The sequence below is a fragment of the Algoriphagus sp. Y33 genome, from assembly GCF_014838715.1.
In the GTDB taxonomy this organism is placed as follows: domain Bacteria; phylum Bacteroidota; class Bacteroidia; order Cytophagales; family Cyclobacteriaceae; genus Algoriphagus.
The window spans coordinates 5245799-5258507 of sequence record NZ_CP061947.1; the positions used below are offsets into that span (position 1 = coordinate 5245799).

General features: G+C 40.8%; 12 protein-coding genes. 8 read left to right on the forward strand and 4 right to left on the reverse strand.

Features of this window, described 5'->3' with window-relative positions:
- Window positions 1-41 precede the first annotated feature (41 nt).
- Window positions 42-644 carry a trimeric intracellular cation channel family protein gene (locus tag ID165_RS21505; protein ID WP_192347479.1) on the forward strand — a complete coding sequence of 201 codons (603 nt, stop codon included), beginning with the start codon at window positions 42-44 and terminating at the stop codon, window positions 642-644.
- A 34-nt stretch (window positions 645-678) separates the two neighbouring features.
- On the opposite strand, the gene ID165_RS21510 is transcribed toward ID165_RS21505, so the two are convergent.
- On the reverse strand, window positions 679-1257 hold the full coding sequence (locus ID165_RS21510; protein ID WP_192347480.1) for an isoprenylcysteine carboxylmethyltransferase family protein: 579 nt from the start codon (window positions 1255-1257) through the stop codon (window positions 679-681).
- A 36-nt stretch (window positions 1258-1293) separates the two neighbouring features.
- On the opposite strand from ID165_RS21510, the gene ID165_RS21515 reads away from it, so the two are divergent.
- The gene (locus tag ID165_RS21515; protein ID WP_192347481.1) at window positions 1294-2502 is read left to right on the forward strand and encodes an NAD(P)-dependent oxidoreductase; all 1209 of its coding nucleotides are present in this window, start codon (window positions 1294-1296) and stop codon (window positions 2500-2502) included.
- Window positions 2495-3169: a deoxyribose-phosphate aldolase gene (gene deoC / locus ID165_RS21520; protein WP_192347482.1), complete on the forward strand. Its 675-nt coding sequence runs from the start codon at window positions 2495-2497 to the stop codon at window positions 3167-3169. The genes ID165_RS21515 and deoC overlap by 8 nt, the downstream gene beginning before the upstream one ends.
- On the opposite strand, the gene ID165_RS21525 is transcribed toward deoC, so the two are convergent.
- Window positions 3151-4260, reverse strand: coding sequence for a Na/Pi symporter (locus tag ID165_RS21525; RefSeq protein WP_192347483.1), 1110 nt, complete (start codon window positions 4258-4260; stop codon window positions 3151-3153). The two genes, deoC and ID165_RS21525, sit on opposite strands and share 19 nt — an antisense overlap.
- Before the next feature lie 246 nt (window positions 4261-4506).
- On the opposite strand from ID165_RS21525, the gene ID165_RS21530 reads away from it, so the two are divergent.
- The 5 genes from ID165_RS21530 to ID165_RS21550 all read left to right on the forward strand — a co-directional run bounded on the left by ID165_RS21530 (window position 4507) and on the right by ID165_RS21550 (window position 10742).
- Window positions 4507-5637, forward strand: coding sequence for a hypothetical protein (locus ID165_RS21530; protein WP_192347484.1), 1131 nt, complete (start codon window positions 4507-4509; stop codon window positions 5635-5637).
- A 12-nt stretch (window positions 5638-5649) separates the two neighbouring features.
- Entirely contained in the window at window positions 5650-6093 is a 444-nt protein-coding gene (locus ID165_RS21535; RefSeq protein WP_192351704.1) for a nucleoside deaminase, read from the forward strand.
- Window positions 6094-6197: 104 nt separating this feature from the next.
- Window positions 6198-6809 (forward strand): superoxide dismutase, encoded by a 612-nt coding sequence (locus tag ID165_RS21540; RefSeq protein WP_192347485.1) that lies wholly within the window; start codon window positions 6198-6200, stop codon window positions 6807-6809.
- 207 nt (window positions 6810-7016) lie between these two features.
- On the forward strand, window positions 7017-9449 hold the full coding sequence (locus ID165_RS21545; RefSeq protein ID WP_192347486.1) for an outer membrane beta-barrel protein: 2433 nt from the start codon (window positions 7017-7019) through the stop codon (window positions 9447-9449).
- Between the two features lie 195 nt (window positions 9450-9644).
- Window positions 9645-10742 carry a serine hydrolase gene (locus ID165_RS21550; RefSeq protein WP_192347487.1) on the forward strand — a complete coding sequence of 366 codons (1098 nt, stop codon included), beginning with the start codon at window positions 9645-9647 and terminating at the stop codon, window positions 10740-10742.
- Between the two features lie 154 nt (window positions 10743-10896).
- Here ID165_RS21550 and ID165_RS21555 read toward each other — a convergent pair whose 3' ends face one another.
- Together ID165_RS21555 and ID165_RS21560 are read right to left on the reverse strand one after the other, a co-directional pair.
- Window positions 10897-12057 carry a hypothetical protein gene (locus ID165_RS21555; protein WP_192347488.1) on the reverse strand — a complete coding sequence of 387 codons (1161 nt, stop codon included), beginning with the start codon at window positions 12055-12057 and terminating at the stop codon, window positions 10897-10899.
- A 107-nt stretch (window positions 12058-12164) separates the two neighbouring features.
- Window positions 12165-12629, reverse strand: coding sequence for a MaoC family dehydratase (locus ID165_RS21560; RefSeq protein ID WP_192347489.1), 465 nt, complete (start codon window positions 12627-12629; stop codon window positions 12165-12167).
- Between the last annotated feature and the right edge of the window lie 80 nt (window positions 12630-12709).

Consider the following 12709-nt stretch of genomic DNA (forward strand, 5'->3'; position numbering starts at 1 on the left):
GGCTATATGATGTTTATAGAAATTGGAAATATAAATTTTTAATGGATTTACAATACGGACTTGAGCTGATTGGAACTTTTGTATTTGCGATCTCCGGCGCTTTGGCAATCAGAGAGCGTGAGCACGATATGTTTGGGGCGGGATTCACAGGCTTTATTACCGCTATAGGCGGTGGGACGCTCAGGGATATTTTGCTTGATAGTTATCCGCTTGTTTGGATTGGCGATGTGAATTTTCTCTATTCAATATTGGTAGGAATCTTGGCAGCATTTATTTTTCCGAATTTCCTGAGTAAGCTCCGTAAGACCTTCTTTCTTTTTGATACACTTGGGATAGCTTTTTTTACTGTCTTGGGAGTAGAAAAGGCTTTGAGTCTGGGTGTAAGACCTGAGATTGCTGCGATTATGGGTATGTTTTCTGCAGTGATGGGCGGCGTAATACGCGACACCTTGACCAACGAAATACCCATTTTGTTCAGAAAGGAAATTTATGCTTCGGCATGCCTTGCAGGCGCAATATTCTACCTAATTTTAAATTCTTTCGGAGTTTCAAGAGATGTCAACTTGCTGGTTTCCATTGCCGTGATTATTGCGATCAGATTGCTTTCTATGAAATACAAGCTGAGCTTGCCAAGGCTTGATTAGCAAAAGTTTCACTTTTAAGTACGGCCAATTTGTTTCACCGAAATCTTGGAATGATTGGAGGAGTGGCAGACTTGTACTTATGGTAGGTTTCACCAAATTGTGCTACAAGATTTTTTTCCTCAAAATATATCCCTACAGGTAAATAGAGCAATAAACATCCTAGATGAATGGCCGAACTTAATGTGCCGGCAAACAAAAAATAGCCCAGAAAAATCAATATGAGCCCGGCATACAGTGGATGGCGGATTTTGGAATAAAGACTGGTGGTGATCAATGCTTCCTCATGTACTTCCAATGGAGCAAGACCCAGAAATCGCTTCAATGAGTAATTTTTGCTTGATTTTGTAACGATGATAGTACCAAACCCTGCCAACATGTAGCCCAGATAATCGGTAAAGACACTTTTAGATAGTAGAATGGTTTTGGGAATTACCAGCGCTTGGATTGTGATACCTAAGATTAAGAAAATAGATATCAAGGTGTAAACCAGGCGATACCATTTATAGGCATTTTCCAATTTTCCCTGCAGAATTCTTTTTAACTTGGTTGCAGCCAGAAAAGAATGAAGTGAATAGAATACGGCCCAACTCAGCCCTAGCAGCACATAATTCATTTGGGTATAGTAATTTCCAGAGTAACTAAAATTTTTATGAAAATCGGAATAATCCGCGAAGGAAAAAACCCTCCTGACAAACGAGTTCCTTTTACTCCTGATCAGCTGAAAGTTATTCAGCAGGATTATACTGGCAAGCTTAAGTTTTTTGTGCAATCCAGCCCCTTACGTGCATTTACCGATCAGGAATTTCTCGACGTGGGAATTGATGTGGTGGAAGATATTTCCGACTGTGACGTGCTATTTGGAGTGAAAGAGGTACCCATTAACCAGTTGATAGAGGGTAAGACATACTTATTCTTTTCCCATACTATCAAAAAACAGCCCTCTAACAGAAAGCTTCTTAGGACAATCTTGGAAAAGAGAATTAGACTTATTGATTATGAGGCACTAAAGGATGAGGAAGGAAGGAGAGTTGTTGCCTTTGGAAGATGGGCAGGAATCGTCGGTGCTTATAATGCTTTTTGGACCTATGGAAAGAAGACAGCTCTTTTTGATCTCAGGCGTGCGAATGAATGCAAAAACCTTCATGAGCTTCATAGAGAACTTGACAAGGTGCAGTTGCCGCCTATTAAAATAATCCTGACAGGGACAGGACGTGTGGGCAATGGGGCGATGGAGATATTGCATTCCCTGAAGATTCGGGAAGTGTCGGCACATGACTTCTTACATCTGTATTTTGATGAGCCGGTATACGTGAAATTGAGTTCTTCAGATTACAATAGGAGGAAATCTGACGGAGGGTTTGATAAGCAGGAATTCTATACTTTTCCGGAGCGGTATGAAAGTCATTTTCTGAAGTATGCAGAAGCGGGAGAAATGCTGATTTCCGGAGCTTTTTGGAATCCTGATGCTCCTCGTTTATTTGCGTTGAATGATATTGCAGGGGAGGATTTTCAGCTTTCGGTGATCGCTGATGTCAGCTGTGATGTGGGAGGGGCTATTCCCACTACAATTTCTTCCACTACGATTACCGACCCTGTGTATGATGTGGATCGTAAATCAGGCGAAAAAATCCACGCCTTTGGCAGCCAGACGAGTATCTCAGTGATGGCAATTGATAATTTGCCCTGTGAGCTACCAAGGGAGGCAAGCCGGGAGTTTGGAGTTCAGCTGATGAAATGGGTAATTCCAGCACTTATGGAAGAGAATTCAGGCATTTTGGAGGGAGCTACTATAGCTCGCGATGGAGATTTGACTATAGAGTTTATGTACCTGACAGAATTTGTAAATCAACATGAATAATCTGAATCGATTTTTAGAATCCACCCTTTTGAAGCCCACCATGAGCGCCACTGATTTGGATTTTCTGGTACGAGATGCTATCGAAGAGCAATTCGTAGGAGTATGTGTGCCGCCGTTTTGGTTGAAAAAGGTGAGAAGAGACTTAGGTGAAGAGAATATTCAATTGGTAACGGTAATCGGATTTCCCTTTGGCTATTCTGACACGGCTACCAAGGTTTTTGAAACCAGGGAAGCTATACGGCAAGGTGCCGATGAATTGGATTTGGTTTGGTCTCAGACGGCTTATCATTCGGGGATGAACTGGCCAAAGATCGAAATTGCCCAAATTGCAAAGATTTGTCATGAAGAAGAGAGAATCCTGAAAGTTATAATTGAAACCGGCAATCTGAATGAAAAGCAGATCGTAGAGGCATGCATGATCTGTCAGGATGCAGGAGTAGATTTTGTAAAAACATCCACAGGGTATGCTTCTGCCGGAGCCAAAGTAGGTGATGTTTTACTGATGCGGGAGACGTTGTCCTCTTCAGTGGGTATCAAGGCAAGTGGGGGGATAAAAACACTTGACTTTGCGCAGGATCTGATTAAAGCGGGTGCGGATAGAATAGGAACCAGTTCGGCAAAAGCATTAATGGATTCCTGGAGAAATTCTCAATCATTGCTGAAGTAGATCAGCAGAAAAGGAATGATGAAGAAAGTCAGTAGAATATAGGCAAAGCCCAAAAATCTGCTTTTTACTGATTTTTTGCCCATAAACATAGCCAAGAACACCGGAATATTTCTCAACCTTGGAAATGGCAGGAAAATAAGTGCACCAATAAAATTGAACAGAAAGTGGACAATGGCCAGTGCAATGGCCGCTTCGGATTTGTAAATAGCTGCAATCGCTGCTGTAATTGTGGTTCCTATATTGGCTCCGATAATAAAGGGAAACGCCTTTCTTACTGACACTTTTTTATTGGCGACCAGCGGAACCACCAACGAAGTAGTGACAGTACTGGATTGGACAGCAGCTGTGAAGAAAGTCCCATATAAGAAAGCCATATAGGGATTTTTGAAAATCAGCTTGTTGATGTCTTGGAAGCTATTGAGCACAAATGCTTTATAAACCGAGGTGGACAAGATCTTAATGGCTGCAAAAACCAAGAAAATCGAAAGAATCGTCGTTAGAAATGGGATGTCTATAGCAGCAGTGATCCATTCTGAAATGGGCCTAGTGAAGACCTTATTGTACACTATAGGGCCGGAATAGGGTTCATTCGGTAAAAAAAAATGTGCTATCCTGATAGATATTTTGGATAAAAAGCCGAAGTAAACTTCCAACGGCAACAAAATAATAACAGTGAAGATGTTGAAAATATCATGAAGCATGCCTGCGGATAGTGCTCGCTTGAATTGTTTTCTATTCATAATATAAGAGAGCGATACCAGCGTAGAAGTCAGGGTAGTGCCGATGTTGGCACCCATCACCATAGGTGTTGCCTGTTCCAGAGTAAGATGGCCGGATGCCACTACGGCGACTATGCTAGCTGTCACGGTGGAGCTACTTTGAATCAGCGCCGTCATCAGTAGTCCGATAAACAGGCTGACGAATGGGTTTCTGGTGGCCTGAAGTATGTTCTCAGCTACCACATTGTTCAGGTTGCTCATCGCTACAGTGAGCAGATCTATTGCAAAGATGAATAGCACGAGTGCCAAAAGCATCATCAGATAGCTTTTGGTCTTATTTACTGTGTCTTTTTCATTCTCCAAGCGCTCCATCTAGCAGATTCAGAAGTTATCCCGTTTAAGAATATTTTAGCTAAGGTTATGGGTCTAAATTGTGGGTAGAGGGGACTATCCGAGATTCCAAATTTTTAATAAAATATTGGGCAAAAGTTGAAATTTTTTTGCGAAAAACAAGGTGAAACTGTCTTTTAGAAGAGGAATTGTAGTTACTTAACAATTTGATAACATGAATAGCAATTTATCTTCTTTAATTTTGCGCGACTGACCAAAAGCCAAATCATGGCCAAGAAAAAAATAGACCAAAACATTAATCAGGATAAGCTGTCAAAAGGAGCTTATTCACTGTTTGATTTCACCAAAAAAGAGAAATCTTTTTTGATTGTGATCTGTGTCCTGATTTCTATTGCAGGATTATTAACGCCTTACACGTATGCCGCCATGTGGTTTGGGTTTGCACTGGCTGCCTATTCTGCCATTGCAAATGACAGTATCCAGACAATCGGGACATTTATTGCCTCTAATCACAACAAGAAATGGTATTGGTTATGGCTATTTATGGGGCTGATATTTGTTGGGACAGTTACTTACAGCTGGATTACCTATAACGGCGACGTTAGTTATCAACGTCTGAGCGTACCGGGCCTGGACACAGCACCTACGAGTTTTGTCTTCCTTCAGCTTGCAGCTCCAATTGTGTTGCTCATTATGACTAGGCTGAGGATGCCTGTTTCTACCACATTTCTCTTACTTAATGTTTTCACCTATAAGGCAGGCACTATTGTGAGTGTAATGTTTAAAAGTTTTGTGGGTTACATTTTGGCTTTTTCTATTGCAATAGCTGTTTGGTTTGTGCTTGAGCGATTTGTCAAAAACTATCTAAAAGGAAAACCGGCTCCCTATTGGATATACTTACAATGGATTACATCAGGAACCCTCTGGGCAGTATGGATCATGCAGGATGCAGCCAATATTGCAGTATTCCTTCCCAGACAGCTGAGTGTGATGGAATTCTCTGTTTATACAGGTTTTGTATTCATAGGATTAGGATTCCTTTTTTACATGAAAGGGGACAAAATTCAGGGAATTGTCAATGAGAAAACCAGTGTAACAGATGTACGTGCAGCGACCATTGTTGATTTTGTCTATGCGATAATTCTGTTTTATTTCAAGATCCACAGCAATGTTCCGATGAGCACAACTTGGGTATTCATTGGCTTGCTGGGAGGTAGGGAAATTGCAATTGCTCTCGGAAAGCACGCCAAAGCGGAGAAACGAAATGCTTGGCTTTTTAGGGCATTTAGATTGGCACGGAAGGACGTTTCCAAAGCATTTATTGGCTTGGTAGTATCTTTGATTCTTGCTTTCATCATTAATGACGGTGTGAGAAACGAAATTCTGGACTTTTTCTAGGCCATTTTGGAAATAGAACTTTACAGTCACGATTACTTCATGAATGAAGCCCTCAAGCAGGCCAAGCAAGCTTTCGAAGAGGGCGAAATTCCTGTAGGTGCAGTGATTGTGTCTAAAAATAGGATTATTGCCAAAGCGTACAATCAGACAGAGAGACTCAATGATGTAACTGCCCATGCCGAGATGCTTGCGATCACTTCCGCGGCTAATTATATGGGGGCAAAGTACCTGAATGATTGCCGATTATACGTGACCTTGGAACCCTGTGTGATGTGTGGAGGAGCACTTTTTTGGTCACAAATTAGCGAAATTCATTATGGCGCATCTGATCCTAAAAGAGGGTATTTGCAAAGCAATCCGGGGATATTACACCCTAAGACAAAAGTCTTTTCGGGAAGCCTTGGCTTAGAATCAGAAAAGCTTTTATTCGAATTTTTCCAAAAACTGAGAAAATAAAAGGAAATTGATTTCATAAGAACCTTTTTCAGGTAGTCTTGGTTGCTAAGGCAGATTATTTGTATGACTTTTAATCAATCTTTTAACCTTAAAATTTAAACAAAATGGCTTTCGAACTTCCATCTTTACCTTACGCCACTACGGCTTTGGAACCGCACATTGATGCAAAAACCATGGAAATCCACCATGGTAAGCACCACAATGGATATGTAACTAATCTAAACAATGCGATCGCCGGAACTGACCTGGAGAGCAAATCGTTGGAGGAATTGCTTCAAGTAGCTGGGTCAAATACAGCGGTAAGAAATAATGGCGGTGGTCATTATAACCACAGCCTATTCTGGAAAATCATGTCACCGACAGGTGGAGGAGCACCGACTGGCGATTTGTCAAATGCCATCAATGCCAAGTTTGGCAATTTTGATGCATTCAAAGAAGTATTTAATAAAGCAGCAGCTACCAGGTTCGGTTCTGGCTGGGCATGGTTGATTTTGACTGCTGCTGGTACACTCGAGGTAGTATCCACCGCAAATCAGGACAATCCTCTTATGGATGTGGCTGAGATCAAAGGAACTCCAATCATCGGATTGGATGTATGGGAACATGCTTATTACCTGAATTATCAGAATTTGCGCCCGAGTTACATTGCAGCATTTTGGAATGTGATCAATTGGGATCAGGCAAATACAAACTATAGTGAAGCTTTGAAAAAATAAGCGTTGCAAGAATATTGATTAGATCCCCGAGCAGTGTGTTCGGGGATTTTTTTATGTCCAAAGCTGAAATTTGACTGTACGATTTCGATACACTCTTTTTTTATTGGTTTCTCGAAAGTAGCTTTTGGAGCTAATTTGGAACGATTTCCAGCCTTGGCATTTGTTTTTCAATAGGTGGCACAGAACGACACACAAAGGACTATTGAAATGAAAACTACCTACTTGCTTTTTTTAACATTTTTGACCTATCTATTGGGAGTAAGCACGCTTGCAGCCAAAGATGTCAGTCGAATTTTCGGTAAAATCACCGATCAAAATGAACAACCGGTGCCTTATGCAAATGTGGCATTGATTGACACCAACAGCGGAAATCTTGTGGATGGGGCTGTCTCTGATGAAAATGGAAATTTTCTGATAGAATCAACGAAGACAGCCAAGGTAAAACTTGTGATTTCATCAATTGGTTTTTCTCAGTTTGAATCCGAAGCTTTTCAACTTGCATCTGGTTTGATTAAAGATTTTGGGGCAATATCAATTGAAGATGAAATGACAGGATTGGATGAGGTCACAGTGAAATCATCTCGTCCGGAGATCATCATTGAGCCTGATAAAACGACCATCAACGTAGAAGGTACCGTAATGGCTGAAGGGTCAAGTGCTTTGGACGTGATCGGTAGGTCTCCGGGAATCTATGTGGATCAGGATGGGATCATCAATCTGAATGGACGGACAGGTGCCACAGTCATGATCAATGATCGGTTGACTTACATGAGTGCCACAGATCTGGCAAACTTCCTTCGCGCTATGCCAGCAGAAAATATCAAGAGTATAGAGGTGATCAATAATCCTTCTGCACGATTTGATGCGGAAGGGTCTGCCGGGGTAATTAATATCAAGTTGAAGAAAAATACGGTAGATGGGATGTTTGGGAACATTCAGGTGGGATCCTTGTACAATGGTCAATGGCTACCGACTTCAGGAGTTTCATTGAATGTGAAAAAAGGAAAGTGGAGTACCAATGCCAATTTGAATTATAACCACTGGGGAAATTTCAATGACTTGGAGATAAACCGAAATTTCACTTTACCTGAGGGAGTATCGAATTTCTTCCAAGATTCGAGAATAACGACTAGAAACAAGAACTTGTTCTTTAACGGTGCGACGAATTACGAAATCAATGAAAATCAAAATCTTGCGCTGAATGTGCAGATTTCCGGTTCAAACGACAGCAATAAAAGCAATTCTATGACTACTATCAATACTCCGGGAGTCGCAGATGTCAGCTATTTGGACTCGAGAAATAATTCGGATGGGAATGGTGATAGGATTTTTGCCAACCTTCATTACGATGCAAAACTTGATACCTTAGGTACTAAGGTCAGTGCTGATGTGGATTTTACCAAGATGAATTCAGATAGTGAGTCCATGCTTACCAATATGCAGTGGACTGGTGAAGAGATGAACAATACCTTTGATTATAATATCTTGACGCTTAATGATATGTATTACACTATTTTTACGGCTAAAACTGATTTTGTAAAACCCGTGGGTAAAGGCAACACTATTGAAGCCGGGCTAAAAGGAAGCTGGGTAAAATCCGACAACAACCTTTATCTGAGCAGGTCTGAAGAGGATGGGCCTTTTGTGCCGGATCCGAGCAGCAACAGTTTTATCTATAATGAAAACGTACTGGCTGCATATATGTCATACAAGGGGAAATTCTCAGAGAAGCTAAGCTATCAGGTAGGTTTGAGAGGTGAGCACTCTGATATAAAGGGAAATTCTGTTACCCTGAACCAAGTGAACAAGCAGAGTTATTTCAATTTGTTTCCAAGTGCTTTCCTGCAACATAAAATCAGTGACAACTATCAGATTGTCTATAATGTAAACCGCAGAATCACAAGACCAAATTATAGACTATTGAATCCTTTTGTGTATTACATTGATCCACTTACTACAGAGAGGGGAAATCCAGGCCTAAAGCCTCAGTATTCAAACAACTTCGAAATGAACCATGTAGTGAAAGGAGTATATCAATTCACAATGGGCTATAGCGAGACTGAAGATGCATTTATGCAGGTATTTCTACAGAATGAGGAGGAACGTACAACTACTACTTTCACGGATAACTTTGATAAAACCCGTAATGCAAATTTCAGAGCGATTATTCCTGTGGATATCAAAGAGTGGTGGGCTACTTCCAATATGGTACAGGTGAACTATAACAGAAATAAATCCCAGATCGGCGATGATTTTCTTGACAACTCAAACACCTCCTTTATGGTGCGTTCTCAACATAATCTAACCTTGCCGTTGGGTTTTAAAGCGGAAGTGATGGGGATTTACCTTGGACCGCAGATTTGGGGACAAGGAGAGATCAAAGGATTTGGTTGGGTGGATGCAGGAGTTACCAAATCGATTATGAAGGATAAAATCACCTTATCGGTAAATGGCACTGATATATTCCGTACCCAGGTCATCAAAGCAAATATTGACTTTGCCGATATTGATACAAGTTTCCGCCAGTATCGCAGCAATCAGGGCGTTAGATTTACCCTGAAGTATAATTTCTCCAAAGGAGAAAGCTTCCGTGTGAAAAGTAGCTCTGGAAGTTCAGAAGAACGAAATAGATTGGATTAATATGTTAAAAAAGCTTTTCTCACATGGGAAAAGCTTTTTTAATTTAGAGGATAAGCTTAACTTATAGCTATGGAAAAATGAATATTCTTACCCTTGTTTTTGTGCTTAGTTGCCGGGTTTAATAGAGTGGTTTCTGCACAGGATTTTTCAAAGCTCGACGAACACTTAGATTCTGTAACTGTTCATGACAAATTCATGGGTAATCTATTAATCGCTAAGAATGGAGAAGTAATTTATGAGCCATCAATTGGATTCCAAGATATCGATTCAGGTGAAAGATTGACCAGTCCTTCAAGGCTTCGTGTAGGTTCTATCACCAAGATGTTCACCACAGCGTTAGTGCTCAAAAATGTGGAGGAGGGTAAATTAAGCCTTGATCAACCTCTTTCTGACTTTTTCCCACAAGTAAAAAATGCCGAGAAAATCACAATGAGCAATTTGCTTCAGCATCGCAGTGGAATTCACAATTTCACCAATGATGAAGTCTATATGGCTTACTATCAAAGCACTCAAAATGAGGAGTCTATGGTAGAGAAAATTGTGGCTGCGGGTTCTGATTTTGAATCTGATAGCAAAGGTGAATATTCCAATTCCAATTTTGTGCTTCTGACTTATATTTTGGAGAAACTGAATCAGTCATCCTATGCAGAGCTGATCAAAGAAAACATCTCTTCACCCCTAAAGCGGAATAGTACTTATGTAGGAAAAAGTCCTTTAAAGGAAGAGGCTAAATCCTATCAATTTGTTGAGGGTAAATGGGTCATTGAACCTTTCACAGATATGTCTGTTCTGGCCGGAGCAGGTGCGATACTATCCACCAGTGAAGACTTGTTAAGATTCATTGAAGGTCTTTTTGCAGGCAAAATTATTTCGCAGGAAAGCCTCGAACTGATGAAAGAGATCAAAGACGGGTACGGAAGAGGAATGTTTCAATACCCCTACGCAGAGAAGATATTTTATGGCCATACAGGAGGAATCGATGGGTTTCGTTCTCTGATAGGCTATTTCCCTAATGAAAAGCTGACGATTGTTACTCTTTCAAATGGACTAAATTTTAATAGTAACGATATCACCATAGCTATGCTGCATAGCTATTTTGGCAATGAAGTGAGTATTCCAAACTTTACAATCGTGGAGCTAAGTGAGGAGGAGATAGATCAATATGTAGGTGAGTATTCTTCCGAACAGATTCTACTTGTGTTTATTTTTGAAAGGCAGGGAGAAGTACTCGTTGCGAAGCCTTCTGGACAGCAGGATACTCGATTTGGAAGCGAAAGGGAATCATACCTTTGAGTTTTCTATGGCAGGCGCTATTTTCGAATTTGATCCGGCAAAAAGAGAAATGACCCTCAAGCAAGGTGGTGCTAGCATCACCTTCAAAAGAAAATAATCAAAAATAGCCAGGAGTATCTCCTGGCTATTTTTCTATTATGAAAGTTTTAAACTTCTATTCTATTTCTATTTTATAAATCGTGTAGAAATCTTCTTCCACATCTGGATTTTCTTTCCCTAAAAACCACAGAGAACCTTCCCGACTCACGAAGAGATCACTCAATTTGCCGGGAATTTCAGAATCAGTTAGGAGCTTTCCTCCGAGATCAAGAATCTGATAGCGAGCTTTATATTTTTCTTTCATGCGGGAATAAAATTCCTCCCATTCTTCTTGCGACATATTTTCACTCGAGCGTGTAGCATCTTCTTCGCTATACCCAGTTTCATAAGTAATTACCAACTTGTCTCCGACTTTTATCAATTTCTGAATAATACCAAATGATGGATTGTAGCTAATCGCCCGTGGATCCGCTTTTTTGGGATCCTCTCCTTGATTTAATCTATAGTTTGTCAGTTCTAGAGGAATTCTTTGAAGGCGGGTATAGGGTGAATCTAACTCATGGATATTAAGAAATGGATCTATCCCGCTGATGACGTAGAGCTGGTCATTTACTACATCAAAGGTTGTGGAAATAGTTGTCGGTTCATGGGACATGTTGTTTTGGAAGATGCTCTCCGGATCTAGATTTAAAAACTGCTCAAATTCCCCTGTTTTGGGATCGGCCCATACTAGCTGTAAAAAAGTGTCATAAAATTCCGGTTGTGTTTTGTTGTATTCCCCCCGGGCAATCAGTCCAGCCAAAAGAGTTTTGTCCTTGACAAAGTGAATCTCCCGCTTGGCATCTGCTCTTCCACTAAAGGGCTTGATATCATCTTTGGAGACTTTGGTACTACTTAGCAGGTTGCCATCGAGATCGTATTCAAAGATGCCAGAGCTGGAAACCACTTGAATATTTTTTGAAGAGTTAAATCTTCCTGCGGCCATAGGATAAAATCCAAAACCGTCTGGAGCATCCCTGTCTTTGCTGAATTCGCCTTTTATATTTCCACCAAAATCGCTACTGACAAACTTCATATTCTGAGGATCAAAGAGCAGGATCAATTCATGCTCCGGACTGACATCCATTAGAACTAGCTTGCCGATATAATTTACCTGAATTGAATCAGTGATTTTAATCTTAAAATCTGTCTTCTCAGTTTGGGTAGAAGTGTGGGAGGGTTCGCATGCAAAGAAAGAAAGTGCGAAAAGGATCAAAATCACGGAAAAAAGCTTCATCGAATCGGAGTCTAGTTTCAACTAATCTATGCATTAGTTGCCTAATATCCGAATGCCTTACGAAAATTTCGCAGGGTTTGTTTTATGAGCTGTTTAACCGTCGGATTTTATTGGAAATGATATAAGAATATCAAAACACCGGTAAAGGCCGGTTTCTTTTGGTCCTTGATTTCAAGCTTTACTTCTACCTCTGCTTTGACAGTTCCTCTGAGGTTTGCTACATTTTTTAGGTTTGCAACTAAGCGCACTTCACTATCTACCAGTACAGGATTGGCAAATCTCAGCGATTCAATCCCGTAATTGATCATCATTTTCAGATTTCTCACATCCACGATCTGCTCCCACAGATGCGGCACAATACTCAGTGTGAGGTAACCATGCGCAATGGTGTTTCCAAATGCTCCCTCCGCCTTTGCCCGCTCCGGATCTGTGTGAATCCATTGATGGTCGTGGGTGGCTTTTGCGAAAATATTAATCTGTTCCTGAGTGATGTGGAAATATTCAGACATGCCAAGGCTCTGTCCGTTGTGCTGCTCAAACTCTTCAAAACTACCAATGATTACAGGAGGCATGGGCTATTTTATTTTGTAAAAAGCCAAATTAGGGAAGTTTTGGCGGAAATTACAAGTGCAGTTGCCAAGGAAGGAGCCTG